A 17,688-nucleotide genomic window follows, 5' to 3' on the forward strand; every position below is an offset into this window, starting at 1 on the left:
GGTGCGGGTCCAGGCCCGGAACGCGGAGGCGCCGCTAAGGGCGCCGTCCCGTGTGCCCACCCGTCCCGCCCCAGCGGGACGATTGCCCACACGGGGGGGGGCGGGTGCGGGCCCCAGACGGGCGCGGGCCCACACGGGCGGCGTGGGCGAAGCCCCGGGCGGAGCGCACCGCCCCGCGCGGGCGCGGCCCCGCACGGGCAGCGGGTGCGGGCCCCACACGAGGGGGGCGAAGCCCCAGGCGAAGCCCCACGCGAAGCACGCCGCCCCGCCGGGCGCGGGCCACAGGAGGCGGGGCGAAGCCCCACGCGGGCGCGCTGCCCGGCCGGGCGCGGGCCCCACGCGGGTGGGGGGCGAAGCCTCATACGGGCGCAGGTGTTGAGCCCTGCTGGTGGGCCCCTTTCCGGGTGTGGAAAAGGGGCCGCCCGACGGCCGGGGGAACGGACGTCGGGCGGCCCCTGCGGGTCACGGTTCAGGCGGTGACCTTCTCGCCCTGCGGGGCGGGGGCGGCGGCGGGCGCCTTGTCGCTCTTCATGAGGAGGAGGGTGACGACACCGCCGACGGCGGCGACGATCGCGGCGCCGATGAAGGCGGAGGAGAAGCCGTCGGTCAGCTTCGGGAGGTTGCCGAGCTGGTCGGCGCCCTGGGACATGGCGACGGCGGTGAGCGCGGCGAGGCCGAGCGCGGAGCCGACGTTGTAGGTGGTGTTGACGATGCCGGAGGCGAGACCGGCCTGCTCCTGCGGGGCGTTGGCCATCGCGCTCATCATCGTCGGGATGTAGGCGAGGGACATGCCGAGCGCGGCGACGAGCGAGGCCGGCAGGACGTCGACGAGGAAGGTGCCGGTGGGCTCGACGGCGGAGAGCCAGACCAGTCCGGCCGCGAGGACGAGCAGACCGCCCGCGATGAGCGGCTTGGCGCCGACCTTCATCATGAGCCGGGCCGTGATGGCCGTCATGAAGATCATGAGGAGCACGGTCATCGGGAGGAGTGCGGCACCGGACTCGAAGGCGCCGTAGCCGAGGACCTGCTGGAGGTACAGGTTGAGGAAGTACCACATCGGGATCCAGGCGGCACCGAGCAGCGTCATGGCCAGGTTGGCGGAGCCGAGGCGCGGGACGCGCCAGACGCCGAGCGGCATGAGGGGCTCCCGGATGCTCTTCTGGACGACGAAGAAGAGGATCAGGAGGACGACGGCGCCGGCCAGTTCGAGGATGGTGGCGGTGGCGCCCCAGCCGACCTCGGGGGCGCGGACGACGGCGAAGACGGCGAGCGCGAGACCGGCGGTGACGGCGACGGCGCCGAGGATGTCGACGGAGCCGCGGCGGGACCCGACGTCCGGGAGGAGCTTGGTGGCGGCGAGGGTCGCGAGGCCGATCGGGATGTAGACGATGAAGACCCACTGCCAGCTCACCCACTCGGTGAAGACACCGCCGAGGAAGACGCCCGCGGTGCCGCCGGCGGGGGCCGCGGCGCCGTAGAGCGCCATCGCCTTGCCGAGCTCCTTCGGGTCGTGCATGAAGAGCATCATGAGCAGGGTCATGGCGGAGGGCGCGATGAGCGCGCCGCCGACGCCCTGGACGGCGCGGCCGACGATCTCGACCCAGGCGGTCTGCGCGGCGGCGGCCACGACGGAACCGGCGATCATGACGGCCCAGCCGGAGACGAAGATCCTGCGGGCTCCGACGAGGTCGGAGAGGCGTCCACCGAGGAGCAGCAGGCCGCCGAAGACGATCACGTACGCGTTGAAGATCCACTGGAGCTCGCTCTGCGAGAAGCCCAGGTCCTTCTGCATCTCGGGGAGCGCGACCCCGATGATCGAGGTGTCCATGATGACCATGAACTGAGCGGCCGCGAGCACGACAAGTGCCCACCAGCGCCGGGGATTGACGGTTGACATCGCCCTGACCCTTCACTTGCTGCTGCATACCCCTGGGGGGTACATGTGCGGAGCACCGTAACATACCCATGGGGGGTATGTAAGAGTGAGAGGGGGGCGCGGACGGAAGCGCGGCCGGGGACGCGTGGGAAGTACTCCCTCCACACCCCCGGCCGGGCAGAATGCCCCCATGACCGCAGACCAGGACCCCGCGACCGCAGAGCTGCTCCGACGCTGGAACACCACCCTGATCGCCGCCCGCGCCGGCCGCGAGGGCCCCGACCCCGCCCCGTACGGCCGGAACCTGCTGTCCCGCTGGGCCGAACCGCAGCGCCGCTACCACACGGTCGACCACCTCCGGGCGGTCCTGGACCGCATCGACGAGCTCGCCGACCAGGGCGGGGAGGGCGGCGAGCTGGAACTCGTGCGGCTCGCCGCCTGGTTCCACGACGCCGTCTACCGGCCGGACCGCTCGGAGAACGAGGAGCGCTCGGCGGCCCTGGCCGAGAAGGCCCTCACCGAAGCGGGCCTCACCCAGCACGAGGTGACCGAGGTGGCCCGCCTGGTCCGCCTCACCACCACGCACGACCCGGCTCCGGGCGATCTCAACGGCGAGACGCTCTGCGATGCCGACCTGGCGATCCTGGCCACCGACCTCGATACGTACCGGGGGTATGCGGCGGCGGTCCGCGAGGAGTACGGCTTCGTCCCGGAACCGGCCTTCCGCGAGGGCCGCGCCGCCGTCCTCCGCCAGCTCCTCGGCCTCCCCCGCCTCTTCCGCACCCCGTACGGGGCGGCCGTCTGGGAGGGACGGGCCCGGGAGAACCTGGAGCGGGAGCTGGCGGAGCTGACCGCCGGAGGGTGACCGTCTCGTATCCCGAGAAGGCCCGCGCCCATGGAATGACAGGCACAAACCACAGGTTGACGCATGTCATGCCGTCTCCCTCAGCCGAGCACCCGACCACCACCCCCTCCGCCCCTTCCTCCACCCCGGACGCGATACCCCCCACCCGTATGCCCCTGGCCGTCTACATCCTCGGCCTGTCCGTCTTCGCCCTCGGCACCAGCGAGTTCATGCTCTCCGGGCTCCTGCCGCCCATCGCGGAGGACATGAACGTCTCCATCCCCCGGGCCGGACTGCTCATCTCCGCCTTCGCGATCGGCATGGTCGTCGGGGCGCCGCTCCTGGCCGTGGCGACGCTCCGCCTCCCCCGCAAGACGACGCTGGTCACGCTCATCACCGTCTTCGGCCTCGGCCAGATCGCGGGCGCGCTGGCCCCGAACTACGCGGTCCTCTTCGCGTCCCGGATCGTCAGCGCGCTGGCCTGCGCGGGCTTCTGGGCGGTCGGCGCGGCCGTCGCCATCGCGATGGTGCCGGTCGGCTCGCGCGCCAAGGCGATGGCGGTCATGATCGGCGGCCTGTCCATCGCCAACGTCCTCGGCGTCCCGGCCGGCGCGTTCCTCGGCGAACACCTCGGCTGGCGCTCGGCGTTCTGGGCGGTCGGCGCGGCCTCCGCGATCGCCCTCGTGGGCGTGGTGACCCGCATCCCGCACATCCCGCTCCCCGAGACCAAGCCCCGGCTCAAGCGCGAACTCACCATCTACCGCGACCGGCAGGTCCTCCTCGCCGTCGTGATCACCGCCCTCGCCGCCGGCGGCGTCTTCTGCGCCTTCTCCTACCTCGCCCCGCTCCTCACCGACGTCTCCGGCCTCGACGAGAGCTGGGTCTCGGCCGTCCTCGGCCTCTTCGGCATCGGCGCGCTCGTCGGCACGACGATCGGCGGCCGCGTCGCGGACGCCCACCTCTTCGGAGTACTGCTCAGCGGCATCGCCGCGTCGACGGTCTTCCTGGTGGCCCTGGCTCTCCTCGCCCCGAGCCCGGTCGCGACGATCGTCCTGACCTTCCTCCTCGGCGTCTCCGCCTTCTACACCGCCCCGGCCCTCAACGCCCGCATGTTCAACGTCGCCGGCGCCGCCCCCACCCTCGCCGGCGCCACCACCACCGCCGCCTTCAACCTCGGCAACACCGGCGGCCCCTGGCTCGGCGGCACCGTCATCGACGCCGACCTCGGCTACGCCTCCACCGCCTGGGCAGGCGCCGCCATGACGGCCCTGGGCCTGGCCACGGCAGCGGTCGCCCTCAAGCTCCACAGGTCCACCTCCCGCGTGGTCGCTTCGGGCGCCCCCCCCCCGGCAGAAGGAACAGCCCGCCGAAGCGCCCTGCTGAGGCACGAAGGAAATCAGATGCGGGTCGCCACCGCGCCGCCTAGGGTGGCGCGGTGGCGACGCGGATGATCATCCTCAATGGCGGGTCCAGCTCGGGAAAGACCGGGATCACACGGTGCCTGCAGGCCGTACTGCCGGACCCCTGGCTGGTGTTCGGGATCGACTCGTTCGTCGACGCCCTTCCCCCGATAATGCGGGACTCCGACGGCGGCATCGCCTTCGACCCCGACGGCACGGTCAACGTCGGCGCGGACTTCCAGGCCCTTGAGGCCGCCTGGGCCGCCGGGATCGTCGCGATGGCCCGGGCCGGCGCCCGGATCGTCGTCGACGACGTCTTCCTCGGCGGGGCCGCCTCCCAGCAGCGCTGGCGCGAGGCCCTCGGCGACCTGCCCGTGCTGTGGGTCGGCGTCCGGTGCGACAGCGCGGTCGCCGAGGGACGCGAGATCGCCCGGGGCGACCGCGTCTCCGGCATGGCCGCCCGGCAGGCCCTGCTCGTGCACGAGGGCGTCACGTACGACATCGAGGTGGACACCACCCGCACCGAGTCCCTGGAGTGCGCCCGCGCCATCGCCGGCAAGCTGGGCTGAGACCCGCGGCACGGGCCCGGCTCGCCCGGCGCTCAGGCGACCGGCCAGTCCTCCGGGCGCCCCTTCGGCCGTCGCAGTCCCGCCTTCGTGAGGTGGCGGAGCAACTCCTTCGAGCCGACCTCGATCGCGCCCGCGGCGACCGCGTCGCCGTACCGGTCGGAGGGGATGTCGTAGTGGTCGCGCTCGAAGGCGCGGGGAGGGGCGCCTATGGAGGCGGCGAAGGCATGCAGCTCCTCGAACGAGACGTCGCTGACCAGGTGCGACCACATGCGGCCGTGGCCCGGCCAGGTCGGGGGGTCGATGTAGAGGCTCACGCGAGGTCTCCGCTCACTTCAGGCCGCCCACCGGGGCCACCACCACGCCCTGCTTGCCGCAGACCCAGTGCGGGTCGGGCCCGAGCTCGGGCTCCACGTCGAGGGCGTGCGGGTCCCCCGAGGCGCAGACCGGGCAGAGCGGCCAGCGTCCGTACCGTTCGAGCAGGGCGTCCTGTACGTCCTGGGCGACGAGCCCCGCCACGTACGACACCCCCTCGGGCCACTGCTCGACCCACCAGCGCCGGTGGGTCACCGCGTCCTCCACCATCGACACCACCTCTGCGGCGGCGACCTCCCGGGCCACCAGGTCGGCCAGTACCAGCGCGCGAGCGGCGTGCAGCGCCTGCTCCACGGGGTCGATGTCGTCCATAGGACTCATTGTCACCCGACTGACGCAAAGGCCGAAGGTCCCGGCCCGATCCGGGACCGGGGACCCGGGAGCGAAGAAGGCCTACGGGGTCTTGTCGCCCCCCGTTGCCGAAAGTATCTTTCAGGTGTGACCAATGATGTGAAGGAAAGTTTCACCAGCGACGCGCCGCCCGCCCCCGCCGCCCTCGCCGCCAAGGTGCGCACCCTCGCGCCGTCCATGACCCGCTCCATGCAGCGGGTCGCCGAGGCCGTCGCCGGAGACCCGGCCGGCTGCGCCGCGCTCACGGTCACCGGCCTCGCCGAGCTCACCGGCACCAGCGAGGCGACGGTCGTCCGGACCGCCCGGCTCCTCGGCTACCCCGGCTACCGCGACCTGCGGCTCGCCCTCGCCGGTCTGGCCGCCCAGCAGCAGTCCGGCCGCGCACCGGCCGTCACCGCCGACATCGCCGTCGACGATCCCGTGGCCGACGTCGTCGCCAAGCTGGCCTACGACGAGCAGCAGACCCTCGCCGACACCGCCGCCGCGCTCGACACCGTCCAGCTCGGCGCCGCCGTCGCCGCCCTCGCCACCGCCCGCCGCATCGACATCTACGGCATCGGCGCCTCCGGCCTCGTCGCCCAGGACCTCGGGCAGAAGCTGCTCCGGATCGGCCTGATCGCGCACGCCCACAGCGATCCGCACCTCGCCGTCACCAACGCCGTGCAGCTCCGCTCCGGCGACGTCGCCATCGCCATCACCCACTCCGGCTCCACCGGCGACGTCATAGAACCGCTCCGGGTGGCTTTCGACCACGGCGCGACCACGGTCGCGATCACCGGCCGCCCGGACGGGCCCGTCACCCAGTACGCCGACCACGTCCTCACCACCTCCACCGCCCGCGAGAGCGAGCTGCGCCCCGCGGCCATGTCGTCCCGCACCAGCCAACTCCTGGTCGTGGACTGCCTGTTCACCTGCGTCACGCAGCGCACGTACGAGACGGCGGCCCCGGCCCTCGCCGCCTCGTACGAGGCCCTCGCGCACCGCCACTCGCCCCGCACCCGCTGACCGAACCCGCCGAGAACCGGCGCCGAAGACGCCGCCGTACCGAAAGAGTCCCCGTGTCCACCTCGTACTCCGAACTCCGCGCCCAGCTGGCCACCCTCACCACCGAGGCCTTCCGCCCCGAGCTCGCCGAGATCGACCGGCTCCCCACCCTGGACATCGCCCGCCTCATGAACGGCGAGGACCGGACCGTCCCCGAGGCCGTCGCCCGGCAGCTCCCCGCGATCGCCGCCGCGATTGACGCCACCGCCGAGCGGATGGCCCGCGGCGGCCGGCTGGTCTACATGGGCGCCGGCACCGCGGGCCGCCTCGGCGTCCTCGACGCCAGCGAATGCCCGCCGACCTTCAACACCGACCCCTCGCAGGTCGTCGGCCTCATCGCGGGCGGCCCGACCGCCATGGTCAAGGCCGTCGAAGGCGCGGAGGACTCGCGCGAGCTCGCCGCCGCGGACCTCGACGCCCTCGGCCTCACCGCCGACGACACCGTCGTCGGCGTCTCCGCCTCCGGCCGCACCCCGTACGCCATCGGCGCCGTCGAGCACGCCCGCGCCCTCGGCGCGCTCACCATCGGCCTCTCCTGCAACGAGGACAGCGCCCTCGCCGCCGCCGCCGAGCACGGCATCGAGGTCGTCCCCGGCCCCGAACTCCTCACCGGCTCGACCCGGTTGAAGGCGGGAACGGCACAGAAGCTCGTCCTCAACATGATCTCGACCATCACGATGATCCGCCTCGGCAAGACCTACGGGAACCTGATGGTCGACGTCCGCGCCTCCAACGACAAGCTCCAGGCCCGCTCCCGGCGCATCGTCGCCCTGGCCACCGGCGCCCCGGACGAGCAGATCGAGACCGCGCTCGCCGCCGCCGACGGCGAGGTCAAGAACGCCATCCTCATGATCCTCGCCGACATCGACGCCCCCGCGGCGGCCGCGCGCCTGACCGCCTCCCAGGGCCACCTGCGCGCGGCGCTGCATGCGTAGGCCGTCGCGTCACCGGCAGAGCACGTCCTCCGCCGGCCGCACGCCCTCCGTCAGGAAGCGGGTCACCGCACGGTCGCCGCATGCGTTCCCGTTGCCGAGGTAGACCGCGTGGCCGCCCCTGTCGACCGAGACGAGGCGCGCCCGGTCGCCGAAGGCCTCGCGCATCCTGAGCCCGGCGGAGTGCGGGGTGGAGGGGTCGCGCAGGTTCTGGATCATGAGGACGTTGGACGGGCCCCGGTCGGTGATCCGGGTCGGCTTCTCCACCGCGCCGCCCTTCCAGAAGGCGCAGGGCGTGATGTTCGCGGGCATACCGGCGGTCAGCGGGTGGCGCGCGCGGTCGGCGGCGACGGCCCGCTCGTACGCCGGTACGGAGCGGGGCCAGTCCACGTCGTTGCAGATCACGCCCACGCTGACGGTCGCCGCCTCGTCGGGCATCGGCCCGGCCAGCTCCGGCGGCAGCACGGGCACGCCGGCCGGGTCGAGGGCCTGGGACATCAGGCGGGCGAAGGCCGGGAAGGACGCGTCGGAGTACAGCGCCTGCTGGAGCGCCTGCCGCAGCACCGTGCCCGTCAGCGGCACACCGGGGGTCGTCGTCGTACGCGGCTCGCGGTCGAGCCGTGCGGCGAGGTCGAGGAACAACGGCCGCACGTCCTCGGCCCGTTCGGCGATCCGCCCGTCGCGGGCGGCCCAGGCCGCGAAGTCCGGGAAGCGGTCCTCGGCACCGCGCGCCATGCCCGCGAGCCACCCCTGCGCGACGCGCTTCGGGTCGGGGTCGGCACTGCTGTCGAGGACCCATCGGTCGGTGCGCTCCGGGAACTCCTGGGCGTAGACGGCGGCCACGTACGTCCCGTACGACACGGCCCACGCCGACAGCTTCCGCTCACCGAGCGCCTGCCGCAGCCGGTCGAGGTCCCGCACCTGGTTGGCGGTGGTGAGCCCACGCACCATCGCGCCCCCGTTCCGGGCACAGGCCTCGGCCATCCGCCGCGAGCGGGCCACGTTCTCGCCGATGCCCCCGTCCGCGGCGGGCCAGGACCGCAGGGTCACCAGGCGCCGGTCGTCCTCGTCGAAGCCGCACCGGGCCTTCGCCGAGCCGCCGACCCCGCGCGGGTCGAAGGCGACGAGGTCGTACGCGCCCTCCGTCTCCTTCGCGAGGGCGGCCCCCTTCTGCCCGAGCCGCTGCACCCCGGAACTCCCCGGCCCGCCCGGGATCACCATCAGCGTCCCGCGCCGCGCCTCGGGCCGGGCGCTCCGCAGCCGGGCGACGGCCAGCCCGATCCGCTCGCCCTCCGGGTCCGCGTAGTCGAGCGGCACGGAGAGCGTGGCGCACTGCTGCCCCGGCAGCGGCTTCACGGCGGGGTCGCAGTCGCCCCACACCAGCCCGGTCGCGGCGGCGGGTGCGGCCCCGCCCCCGACGAGTCCGACACCGGCCACCGCGGCGACGGAGAGAGCGAGCATCAGGGCCTTGCGTCCACGGTTCGTTGTCATGCGCACAGCCTCGCGGACCGGGCCTCCGGTCCCCATCCGGCAGGCGGGCGGATCGGAGGTGGGGGCAACCCCCGTACACCCGGGCGGAATCGAGGCCCATCCAGTCGTGGGCCCGGGAGGGCGATCCGCTGGCGCCGACGCCGCCCCCGGGAGATCATCCCCGCCATGACCACCACCACGGACAAGACCACCGCCCCCCACGCCTCCGACTCCGGCACCTGGACCCTCGGCGGGGACCTCGCCGTCAACCGTGTCGGGTTCGGCGCCATGCGGCTGCCCCAGCACGGCGAGGCGCTCGTCGCGAACGCCGTGCCGAGGGACCGCGACCACGCGATAGCCGTACTCCGCAAGGCGGTCGACCTCGGCGTCAACCACATCGACACGGCCGCCTTCTACTTCTCGCCGCTGCGCTCCGCGAACGAGCTGATCAACAGCGCCCTCGGCGGCCCCTACCCCGACGACCTCGTCATCACCACCAAGGTCGGTCCGGCCCGGGACGCCTCCGGCGCCTGGAGCGAGCACGCCCGCACCCCCGCCGCGCTGCGCGCCCAGGTCGAGGAGAACCTGCGGCAGCTCGGCCGCGACCACCTCGACGTCGTCAACCTCCGTGTCGTCGGCACCGATTCGGTCGCCGAGCGCTTCGGCGCGCTCGCCGAGCTCCGCGAGGCGGGCCTCATCCGCCACCTCGGCCTCTCCAACATCACCCCGGCGCACCTCGCCGAGGCGCGGGAGATCGCGCCGGTGGTCTGCGTGCAGAACATGTACGGGATCGGAGTCCGCCCCGAGTACGACGAGTTCGTCCGCCACTGCGGCACGCAGGGCATCGCGTTCGTGCCCTTCTACGCGATCGCCGCCGCCGGACGCGAGACGGGGGCGACCGCCCCGGAGAGCGAGGAGGTCCTCGCCGTCGCCGCGGCCCACGACGCCACCCCCGCCCAGGTCCGCATCGCCTGGACCCTCCACCAGGGCCCCCACCTCCTCGCCATCCCCGGCACCGGCGACCCCGCCCACCTGACCGCCAACGTCGCCGCCGGAGCCCTCCGCCTCACCCCCGAGGAGCTGGGGCTCCTCGACCGCCTCCACCGGAACGCCGAGGCCTAGACTCCGCCCCATGACGACCGCTCCGAAGTCCCTCGCCTCCGACCTCGCCCCCACCGGCACCCTCCGCGCCTCGATCAACCTCGGGAACCCCGTGCTCGCGCAGGGCACTCCCGAGGCCCCGGCCGGGATCACCGTGGACCTCGCACGGGAAATCGCGGCCCGGCTCGGCGTCGGCGTCGAGCTGCTCTGCTTCGACGCGGCGCGGAAGTCCTTCGACGCGATGGCGGACGGCCGCGCCGACCTCTGCTTCCTCGCCGTGGACCCGGCCCGGGAGACGGAGGTCGCGTTCACCGCCCCGTACGTCGTCATCGAGGGCGTGTACGCCGTACCGCGCGACTCGGCTCTCACCACCGTCGAGGAGGTGGACGCGCCGGGCGTCCGGATCGGCGTCAAGAAGGGCTCCGCCTACGACCTGTTCCTCTCCCGGAACCTCGCCCACGCGACCGTGGTGCGCGGCGAGGAGGGCGTCGACGTCTTCCGGACCGAGGGCCTCGAGGTCGGCGCGGGCATCCGCCAGCCCCTCACCGCGTACGCCGCCGCGCACCCGGACGTGCGCCTGGTCGAAGGCCGGTTCATGGAGATCCGACAGGCCGTCGGGACGACGATCGGCCGCCGCCCCGAGACCGTCGCCTTCCTCCGCGACACGGTCGAGGAACTGAAGGCGAACGGCTTCGTCGCGGAGTCGCTGCGGCGGTCGGGGCAGGAGGAGGAGCTGGTGGCGCCGGGGGCCTGACGACCTTTCGGGGATGCCCGAGAACCACCCTGGCCCCGCAGGCCCTCCCGGCGGCCGGACCGTACGCTCACGCGCGTCGAAGGCGCCAGAAACCTGCCTGGGCGACCCCCTGGAAGGCCCCTTCCCGGGCCTTGGAGCGGTCTTCCGGGGGTCACCGCACCGCCCCCCGCCCCAGGAGGTCGCTCCCCTCTCCGCAGGCGCCCGGGGCCCCGTACAGAGAATCCACACACCGGCTCTGACCTGGGCTTTTGCTGCAACTCCCCTTATTCTTGAGGGACTCGGAGGGGAGATCCGCATGGACGCCACAGACCGCAGCATCCGCACGATCGACGACGTACTCGCCCTGCTCGACGGCCTGTTCGCGCCGGGGGCCGACCGGTGGACGGAGGGTGGGGCCGGGTGGTGGGACGGGTTCTACGCGGACCGGGACAAGCCCGTGCCGTTCTTCGTCGCGAAGCCCGACGAGAACCTGGTCTCGTACGTCGAGCGGGGCCTGCTCCCGGCCGGCGGCAAGGTCCTGGACCTCGGGTGCGGGCCCGGACGGAACGCGCTGTACCTCGCGTCGGCCGGGTACGAGGTGACCGGCATCGACCTCTCGCCCACGGCCGTCGCATGGGCGGAGGAGCGGGCCGCCGCGGCGGGCGCCGGGAACGTCCGGTTCGTGTGCGGGGACGCCTTCACGGCCGCCCTCGACGGGCCGTACGACCTGGTCTACGACTCCGGCTGCTTCCACCACCTGCCCCCGCACCGCCGGATCAGCTACCTCGCCCTCCTCGACCGCGTCCTCGCGCCCGGCGGCCACCTCGCCCTCACCGCGTTCGCGGCCGGCGAGGGCGGCATGGGCTCCGAACTCCCGGACGCCGACTTCTACCGCGAGGGCCGGCTGCACGGCGGGCTCGCGTACACCGACGCCTCGCTCCGCACGATCTTCACCGACCTGACAGAGATCGAGCTCCGCCGCATGCACGGCCGGGCCGCCGACTCCCCGGCCTTCGGCGAGTCCTTCCTCTGGACGGGGCTCTTCCGGCGCTGACACCGCTTGCCACCGGCTCAGCGCATCCCCGCCAGATGCTCCGCCAGCCTGTCGTACTGCTCCCTCACCCCCGCCTCCATGCCCGCCGCCAGCGCCTGGTCCCTGGCCTCGTTCGAGGGCCAGAGGGAGGTGCTGGTCAGGGCCGTGCCGCCGTCGGGGGTGGCGTCGAAGGTGAGGGTGACGCGGACCGGTTCGGCGTCCGGCATCTGCTCGAAGAGCTCCGTGTAGTCGAGCCGTTCCACCGGGACGACGTCCTCGTACGTGCCGGAGAAGACGATCTGCTGGCCGTCGGGCCCGGTCTGGCCCCAGCGCCAGGCGCCCCCGGCCCGCAGGTCGATGTCGACGACGGAGGTGGTCAGCCCGGCCGCCCCGTACCACTGCCGCACGTGCTCGGGCCGCGTCCAGGCCTCCCAGACCCGGGCCGGCGGGGCGTCGAAGGTGCGGGTGATGACCAGTTCGCGGTCGGCCGGCGTCGTCAGGAGGATGACCATCGCTGCGAATCCCTTCACGAAGGGGCCATTCCAGGATCACCCCGGCGTCCCGCCCCGGCATCCCCGTAAACCGAATGAACACGTTCAACAGGTGAGCGCTAAAGTTCTGCCCACGCGGCCGCCCGGCTGAGGGCACGGCCGCGATCTCAGACCTGTGGGGGGTCCCTTTGCCGCGCTCAACGCGCCGGCTTCCGCACGCCTTCGTCCGTGCGGCCGCCGTCTTCGCTCTCTCCGCGGGCGTCCTCACGCCCGCCGTCATCCACGCCCCGGCCGCGCACGCGGACGCGGCCAACACCGCCGACACCACGCTCGACGACGGGCGCTACAGCGTCGGGCTGCTCGGCGACGCGCTCTGGGTCAAGGTCAGCGTGCTGGCCTCCACCGCCCCGGACGCCCCGGTCCTCGCCTCCACGGAGGAACTGACCCTGCGCTACGGGAACTGGACCACCGACGCGCCCATCACCCTCCCCGGGGGAACCGCCCTCGGGGACTACCCGGTCCGGATCGACTACCGGCGCCCCGGCGGCACCACCACGTACCGGGCGGGCGCCGCCTACAGCCACAAGCCGCACGTCGGCGTCGACAAGATCACCGCCGACCGCGCGACCACCAGCTACGAGCATCCCCAGGTGGTCCTCTCCGGCACCACCACCAGCTGGAACCCGGCCACCGGCGAGCGCTCCACCGCGCCCGAGGGCACCCGGGTGCAGTTCTGGTTCCAGACCTACGGCATCGCCGGATACGTCGACCGCACGGGCACCGCGACCGTCCGCGCCGACGGCACCTTCTCGGTGACGGTCGACCCCCAGGGCCGGCTCACCGGCGGCACGGCGACCGTCGTCCCGAGCCCCGGCATCGACCCGGACGAGCCCAACCGCGGCGTGCCGGACGTGCCCGTCGAGCAGACGCGGTACCGGATCACCGCCGACGGCGACAAGTACCGCGTCCGCGCCGGCACGGACCTCCGCGTCACCGGACTCGTCGAACGGTTCACGAACGACGGCTGGAAGCCCTTCGCCGGCGCGCCCGTCGTCGCCACCGGGACCCAGCCCGGGTGGTCCGAGGCCAACGCGGTCAACGTGCTCGGCTCGGCCACCTCCTCGGCGACCGGCACCTTCTCGCTGCCCGCGCGGGTCCAGTACTCGACCGACTACGTCTACGCCTCGCTGCGGCCCTCCCCGTACTTCGCGGGCGACCCCCGGCCCTACGACAAGATCGACGTCGTCGTCCCGCAGCAGTTCACCTTCTCGCCGTACAACGCCACCCTCGACGAGTTCGGCAGGCTCGACGTCACGGGCAGCCTCAGCAGCGGCTACTCCTGCTACGAGACCCAGCCCGTGACGCTCCAGGCCTCCCTGGACGGCGGACGCAGCTGGTTCAACCTGCGCTCCGGCCGGACCGACACGGGCTGCTCGTACACGTTCACGCTCCAGGGCTACGAGTCCGCGCTCTACCGGGTGCAGCACCCGGAGACGAACCAGTTCGTCGCCAAGACCGGCCCGAGCCTCAAGCGGGGCCGCACGCCCACCCGCTTCTCCGCCTTCACCATCAGCCCCACCCGGCCCACGGTGAACGGCAAGATGACCGTCTCCGGCACCGTCCAGCGCAAGGTCGGCGGCGTCTGGAAGCCGCTCGCCGGAGCCAAGCTGACCCTGGTCTACAAGCCCAAGAACAGCAGCCAGTGGTACTGGGTGTCGCAGAGCATCACCACCAACAGCTACGGCAACTTCAGCTACCGCGCCACCGCCTACGACGACGGCTCCTGGGCGCTCTACCTCAACACCACGGGCAGCTACTTCTACAGCGAGACGAATGCGAAGTACATCGATGCGCGCTGACCTCCGCCTCTCCCTGACGGCCGCCGTCGCGGCCGTGGCCCTGGCCGCTCCGGCCGCCCCCGCCCTCGCCGAGGAGACCCCGGCGGGCAGCCCGCTCGTCGGCATCGGCCGCGCCGTCACCGACGACACCCAGCGCGGCGTCTTCGAGGTGACCGCCTGGACCGACGCCCCGCAGGCCAAGGTCACCGCCGTCTCGGCCCGGGTCCGGCAGGGCGACACCGTCGTCGCCGACATCCCGGCGCTCGTCCCCGGCGACTCCTGGGACCCCAGGCTCGCCAACACCTTCCGGCTGCCCGCCGAGGCGACCCTGAAGCTGGTCGAGGACGGCGGCACCATCCCGTCCCTCGGGACGTACGCCATCGACGTCACCGCCACCGACTCCCTCGGCAACAAGCTCACCCGCGCCGACGCGGGCCGACTCGACTTCCGGCTTCGGCCGGAGCTCGTCTCCTTCGGCGTGGGCGTCCCCGCCTGGGACGACCGCAACGCCCGCCCCCAGGGCAAGCTGAGCGCCGTCCAGCCCGGCTCCGGGGACGTCGTGCCGCTCCCCGACCGCACGGTCACCGTCCGGCGCGACGGCGCGGCCGCCGGCGAGGCCCCCCGGGCCCTCGTCACCTCCGCCGCCGGCGACTTCACCGGCGAGCCGTACGCCGTCGCCGGCCCCGGCGACGCCTTCACGGCCTCGTTCACCGAGGACAGCGCCGAGGTGCACGGCAGCGCGAGCGCCTCGCGCTCGGTCGCGGAGGCGTACAAGCCGCTCCGCGCGACGGCCACCGCCACCGCCGACAGGAAGCGGGCGCTCAACGGCGAGACCGTCACCGTCAGCGGACGTCTGACCGACGCGGCCGCCGCGGGCGCGCCGCTCGCCGACCAGCCCGTCCGCGTGGCCTTCGGCCCGCAGGTCGCGAACGTGCGCACGGGTGCGGACGGCCGGTTCACCGCGAAGCTCCCCGCCTTCGCCGGCTCCGGCCAGTACGAGTGGGAGGTCACCTCCGGGGACCCGTTCCTGGTGTTCGACCGGCTCTCGGGCCCGCTCGCCGTCCCCCTGGAGTCCCGCCTCGACCTGCGCAGCGCCTCGCTGTCCGCCGACGGCACCCTCACGGTGTCCGTCCATCTCCGCGCGCTGTACGTGCCGGACGCGTCCATGTACGACCAGGACGTGCAGCTGGAGCAGTCCGTCGACGGCGGCTGGAAGCGCGTCCCCCTCCGGGAGGCGTCCTACTCCTGGGACAGCATCACGCTCGCCGCGGGCAGCCGGGGCGGCTGGTTCCGGGTCCGCCACCTGACGAGCGACGAGCTCGCCGAGGCCGTCTCGCCCTCCTTCCGGCTCGTCCGCTTCGACACCCGGATCGTCTCCCTGAACGCCGGCCCCGAGCCGGTCACCAAGGGCGGGTACGTGACCGTCACCGGCGGACTCCAGCACTACTGGGACGGCGCCTGGCGGGCGTACGGGAACGCTCCGGTGGTCCTGCAGTTCCAGCCGAAGGGCTCGACGGCCTGGAAGCAGATGGCGACGGGCCGGTCCGCCGCCAACGGCAGCGTCTCCCTGAAGGTGAAGGCGAGCGCCGACGGCACCTGGCGGATCCGCCACTACGCCGCCGACTCCCGGCACTTCCACTCCCCGGCCTCCGCGGGCGGGGACTACGTCGACGTGCGCTGATCACCTCTGCTGAGGCAGGAACGCCCGAGGGCGGCACCCCCTGGTGGGGGTGCCGCCCTCGTTCGCGTGCGCGAGCTGCGCGTTCAGCGATGAACCGCCGATCCTCGGGAGGATCAGAAGTCCATGTCACCGCCCGGCATGCCGCCGCCGGCCGGCGCGGCGGCCTTCTCCGGCTTGTCGGCGATGACGGCCTCGGTGGTGAGGAACAGCGCGGCGATCGACGCGGCGTTCTGCAGCGCGGAGCGCGTGACCTTCGCCGGGTCGATGATGCCCTCGGCGATGAGGTCGACGTACTCGTTGGTCGCGGCGTTCAGGCCGTGGCCGACGGGCAGGTTGCGGACCTTCTCCGCCACGACGCCGCCCTCGAGGCCGGCGTTGACCGCGATCTGCTTCAGCGGGGCCTCAAGGGCCAGCTTGACGATGTTGGCACCGGTGGCCTCGTCGCCCGACAGGTCCGCCTCGAGCTTCTCGAAGACGTTGGAGGCCTGGAGCAGGGCCACGCCACCGCCGGCGACGATGCCCTCCTCGACGGCCGCCTTCGCGTTGCGAACGGCGTCCTCGATGCGGTGCTTGCGCTCCTTGAGCTCGACCTCGGTCGCGGCACCGGCCTTGATGACGGCCACGCCGCCGGCCAGCTTCGCGAGGCGCTCCTGGAGCTTCTCGCGGTCGTAGTCCGAGTCGGAGTTCTCGATCTCGGCGCGGATCTGGTTCACGCGACCGGCGACCTGGTCGCTGTCACCGGCACCGTCGACGATGGTGGTCTCGTCCTTGGTGATGACGACCTTGCGGGCGCGGCCGAGCAGGTCCAGGCCCGCGTTCTCGAGCTTGAGGCCGACCTCCTCGGAGATGACCGTGCCGCCCGTGAGGATGGCGATGTCGTTCAGCATGGCCTTGCGGCGGTCGCCGAAGCCCGGGGCCTTGACCGCGACGGACTTGAAGGTGCCGCGGATCTTGTTGACGACCAGGGTCGACAGGGCCTCGCCCTCGACGTCCTCGGCGATGATCAGCAGCGGCTTGCCCGACTGCATGACCTTCTCCAGGAGCGGAAGGAGGTCCTTCACGGAGGAGATCTTGGAGTTGACGATCAGGAGGTACGGGTCGTCGAGCGACGCCTCCATGCGCTCCATGTCGGTGGCGAAGTACGCCGAGATGTAGCCCTTGTCGAAGCGCATGCCCTCGGTGAGCTCGAGCTCCAGACCGAAGGTCTGCGACTCCTCGACGGTGATGACGCCTTCCTTGCCGACCTTGTCCATCGCCTCGGCGATGAGCTCGCCGATCTGGGTGTCGGCGGCGGAGATGGAGGCCGTGGAAGCGATCTGCTCCTTGGTCTCGACATCCTTCGCCTGCTCGAGCAGGGCGCCGGAGACGGCCTCGACGGCCTTCTCGATGCCGCGCTTGAGGGCCATCGGGTTGGCACCCGCGGCGACGTTGCGGAGGCCCTCGCGGACGAGCGCCTGGGCGAGGACGGTGGCGGTGGTCGTACCGTCGCCGGCGACGTCGTCCGTCTTCTTGGCGACTTCCTTGACCAGCTCGGCGCCGATCTTCTCGTACGGGTCCTCGAGCTCGATCTCCTTGGCGATGGAGACACCATCGTTGGTGATCGTGGGGGCACCCCACTTCTTCTCGAGGACGACGTTGCGGCCCTTGGGGCCGAGGGTGACCTTGACGGCGTCAGCGAGCTGGTTCATGCCGCGCTCGAGACCGCGCCGGGCCTCCTCGTCGAACGCGATGATCTTGGCCATGTGAAGTGGTCCTCCCGGACATGGGGTGGATAACGCTCCAGGACCGCGCCGACGCCCGCGACGGACGGCCTGCGTGCCCTGTGGTTCCTTGCCCCACCTGGCCGCGGACCTCGTCTGCCCGATCCTCGTAAGCACTCTCACCTTCCGAGTGCTAACGCCAATGATTAGCACTCGCCCTATGAGAGTGCAAGCGACTCTCGGGTTTCGGGAG

Annotated in this window: 16 protein-coding genes; 10 read left to right on the forward strand and 6 right to left on the reverse strand. The window is 72.8% G+C overall.

Features of this window, described 5'->3' with window-relative positions; genetic code table 11:
• Nucleotides 1-469 precede the first annotated feature (469 nt).
• Complete coding sequence (locus ACH4TP_RS35105) at nucleotides 470-1,897, reverse strand: MFS transporter (RefSeq protein ID WP_398440187.1); 1,428 nt, start codon at nucleotides 1,895-1,897, stop codon at nucleotides 470-472.
• A 169-nt stretch (nucleotides 1,898-2,066) separates the two neighbouring features.
• On the opposite strand from ACH4TP_RS35105, the gene ACH4TP_RS35110 reads away from it, so the two are divergent.
• The 3 genes from ACH4TP_RS35110 to cpt all read left to right on the forward strand — a co-directional run bounded on the left by ACH4TP_RS35110 (nucleotide 2,067) and on the right by cpt (nucleotide 4,689).
• Nucleotides 2,067-2,741, forward strand: coding sequence for a hypothetical protein (locus ACH4TP_RS35110; RefSeq protein WP_398440188.1), 675 nt, complete (start codon nucleotides 2,067-2,069; stop codon nucleotides 2,739-2,741).
• Nucleotides 2,742-2,890: 149 nt separating this feature from the next.
• Entirely contained in the window at nucleotides 2,891-4,171 is a 1,281-nt protein-coding gene (locus tag ACH4TP_RS35115; protein WP_398440240.1) for a Cmx/CmrA family chloramphenicol efflux MFS transporter, read from the forward strand.
• Nucleotides 4,168-4,689: a chloramphenicol phosphotransferase CPT gene (gene cpt, locus ACH4TP_RS35120; protein ID WP_398178897.1), complete on the forward strand. Its 522-nt coding sequence runs from the start codon at nucleotides 4,168-4,170 to the stop codon at nucleotides 4,687-4,689. Before ACH4TP_RS35115 ends, cpt begins: the two co-directional genes overlap by 4 nt.
• Nucleotides 4,690-4,721: 32 nt before the next feature.
• Here cpt and ACH4TP_RS35125 read toward each other — a convergent pair whose 3' ends face one another.
• Together ACH4TP_RS35125 and ACH4TP_RS35130 are read right to left on the reverse strand one after the other, a co-directional pair.
• Entirely contained in the window at nucleotides 4,722-5,003 is a 282-nt protein-coding gene (locus tag ACH4TP_RS35125) for a DUF4031 domain-containing protein (protein ID WP_389236762.1), read from the reverse strand.
• A 13-nt stretch (nucleotides 5,004-5,016) separates the two neighbouring features.
• On the reverse strand, nucleotides 5,017-5,373 hold the full coding sequence (locus tag ACH4TP_RS35130) for a hypothetical protein (RefSeq protein ID WP_388856726.1): 357 nt from the start codon (nucleotides 5,371-5,373) through the stop codon (nucleotides 5,017-5,019).
• A 126-nt stretch (nucleotides 5,374-5,499) separates the two neighbouring features.
• Between ACH4TP_RS35130 and ACH4TP_RS35135 the strand changes: the two genes are divergently transcribed.
• Both ACH4TP_RS35135 and murQ read left to right on the forward strand, forming a co-directional pair.
• Nucleotides 5,500-6,417 (forward strand): MurR/RpiR family transcriptional regulator, encoded by a 918-nt coding sequence (locus ACH4TP_RS35135; protein WP_389236764.1) that lies wholly within the window; start codon nucleotides 5,500-5,502, stop codon nucleotides 6,415-6,417.
• Between the two features lie 53 nt (nucleotides 6,418-6,470).
• Nucleotides 6,471-7,391, forward strand: coding sequence for an N-acetylmuramic acid 6-phosphate etherase (gene murQ, locus ACH4TP_RS35140; RefSeq protein WP_389236766.1), 921 nt, complete (start codon nucleotides 6,471-6,473; stop codon nucleotides 7,389-7,391).
• Nucleotides 7,392-7,400: 9 nt separating this feature from the next.
• Here murQ and ACH4TP_RS35145 read toward each other — a convergent pair whose 3' ends face one another.
• Nucleotides 7,401-8,879: an alpha/beta hydrolase gene (locus tag ACH4TP_RS35145; RefSeq protein WP_398178810.1), complete on the reverse strand. Its 1,479-nt coding sequence runs from the start codon at nucleotides 8,877-8,879 to the stop codon at nucleotides 7,401-7,403.
• 165 nt (nucleotides 8,880-9,044) lie between these two features.
• Between ACH4TP_RS35145 and ACH4TP_RS35150 the strand changes: the two genes are divergently transcribed.
• The 3 genes from ACH4TP_RS35150 to ACH4TP_RS35160 all read left to right on the forward strand — a co-directional run bounded on the left by ACH4TP_RS35150 (nucleotide 9,045) and on the right by ACH4TP_RS35160 (nucleotide 11,746).
• Nucleotides 9,045-9,980, forward strand: a complete 936-nt coding sequence (locus ACH4TP_RS35150) for an aldo/keto reductase (RefSeq protein ID WP_389236770.1) — start codon at nucleotides 9,045-9,047, stop codon at nucleotides 9,978-9,980.
• Nucleotides 9,981-9,990: 10 nt separating this feature from the next.
• Complete coding sequence (locus tag ACH4TP_RS35155; RefSeq protein ID WP_398440189.1) at nucleotides 9,991-10,713, forward strand: transporter substrate-binding domain-containing protein; 723 nt, start codon at nucleotides 9,991-9,993, stop codon at nucleotides 10,711-10,713.
• Nucleotides 10,714-11,008: 295 nt separating this feature from the next.
• On the forward strand, nucleotides 11,009-11,746 hold the full coding sequence (locus ACH4TP_RS35160; protein ID WP_398440190.1) for a class I SAM-dependent methyltransferase: 738 nt from the start codon (nucleotides 11,009-11,011) through the stop codon (nucleotides 11,744-11,746).
• Between the two features lie 17 nt (nucleotides 11,747-11,763).
• Here the strand turns inward: ACH4TP_RS35160 and ACH4TP_RS35165 are convergent, their stop codons facing one another.
• On the reverse strand, nucleotides 11,764-12,237 hold the full coding sequence (locus ACH4TP_RS35165) for an SRPBCC family protein (protein WP_398178798.1): 474 nt from the start codon (nucleotides 12,235-12,237) through the stop codon (nucleotides 11,764-11,766).
• A gap of 167 nt (nucleotides 12,238-12,404) precedes the next feature.
• Between ACH4TP_RS35165 and ACH4TP_RS35170 the strand changes: the two genes are divergently transcribed.
• Nucleotides 12,405-14,075 (forward strand): hypothetical protein, encoded by a 1,671-nt coding sequence (locus ACH4TP_RS35170; protein WP_398178795.1) that lies wholly within the window; start codon nucleotides 12,405-12,407, stop codon nucleotides 14,073-14,075.
• Nucleotides 14,065-15,735, forward strand: a complete 1,671-nt coding sequence (locus tag ACH4TP_RS35175) for a hypothetical protein (protein WP_398440191.1) — start codon at nucleotides 14,065-14,067, stop codon at nucleotides 15,733-15,735. The genes ACH4TP_RS35170 and ACH4TP_RS35175 overlap by 11 nt, the downstream gene beginning before the upstream one ends.
• A gap of 113 nt (nucleotides 15,736-15,848) precedes the next feature.
• On the opposite strand, the gene groL is transcribed toward ACH4TP_RS35175, so the two are convergent.
• Nucleotides 15,849-17,477: a chaperonin GroEL gene (gene groL / locus ACH4TP_RS35180; protein ID WP_030693129.1), complete on the reverse strand. Its 1,629-nt coding sequence runs from the start codon at nucleotides 17,475-17,477 to the stop codon at nucleotides 15,849-15,851.
• Nucleotides 17,478-17,688 lie beyond the last annotated feature (211 nt).

The organism is Streptomyces sp. NPDC021012 (assembly GCF_044333355.1).
GTDB lineage: Bacteria > Actinomycetota > Actinomycetes > Streptomycetales > Streptomycetaceae > Streptomyces.

Bases quoted from the DNA above. Each gene is read 5' to 3' on its own strand.
- ACH4TP_RS35105 (WP_398440187.1), bottom strand. From the start codon at position 1,897: ATGTCAACCGTCAATCCCCGGCGCTGGTGGGCACTTGTCGTGCTCGCG.
- ACH4TP_RS35110 (WP_398440188.1), top strand. From the start codon at position 2,067: ATGACCGCAGACCAGGACCCCGCGACCGCAGAGCTGCTCCGACGCTGG.
- ACH4TP_RS35115 (WP_398440240.1), top strand. From the start codon at position 2,891: ATGCCCCTGGCCGTCTACATCCTCGGCCTGTCCGTCTTCGCCCTCGGC.
- cpt (WP_398178897.1), top strand. From the start codon at position 4,168: ATGATCATCCTCAATGGCGGGTCCAGCTCGGGAAAGACCGGGATCACA.
- ACH4TP_RS35130 (WP_388856726.1), bottom strand. From the start codon at position 5,373: ATGGACGACATCGACCCCGTGGAGCAGGCGCTGCACGCCGCTCGCGCG.
- ACH4TP_RS35145 (WP_398178810.1), bottom strand. From the start codon at position 8,879: ATGACAACGAACCGTGGACGCAAGGCCCTGATGCTCGCTCTCTCCGTC.
- ACH4TP_RS35150 (WP_389236770.1), top strand. From the start codon at position 9,045: ATGACCACCACCACGGACAAGACCACCGCCCCCCACGCCTCCGACTCC.
- ACH4TP_RS35155 (WP_398440189.1), top strand. From the start codon at position 9,991: ATGACGACCGCTCCGAAGTCCCTCGCCTCCGACCTCGCCCCCACCGGC.
- ACH4TP_RS35160 (WP_398440190.1), top strand. From the start codon at position 11,009: ATGGACGCCACAGACCGCAGCATCCGCACGATCGACGACGTACTCGCC.
- ACH4TP_RS35165 (WP_398178798.1), bottom strand. From the start codon at position 12,237: ATGGTCATCCTCCTGACGACGCCGGCCGACCGCGAACTGGTCATCACC.
- ACH4TP_RS35175 (WP_398440191.1), top strand. From the start codon at position 14,065: ATGCGCGCTGACCTCCGCCTCTCCCTGACGGCCGCCGTCGCGGCCGTG.
- groL (WP_030693129.1), bottom strand. From the start codon at position 17,477: ATGGCCAAGATCATCGCGTTCGACGAGGAGGCCCGGCGCGGTCTCGAG.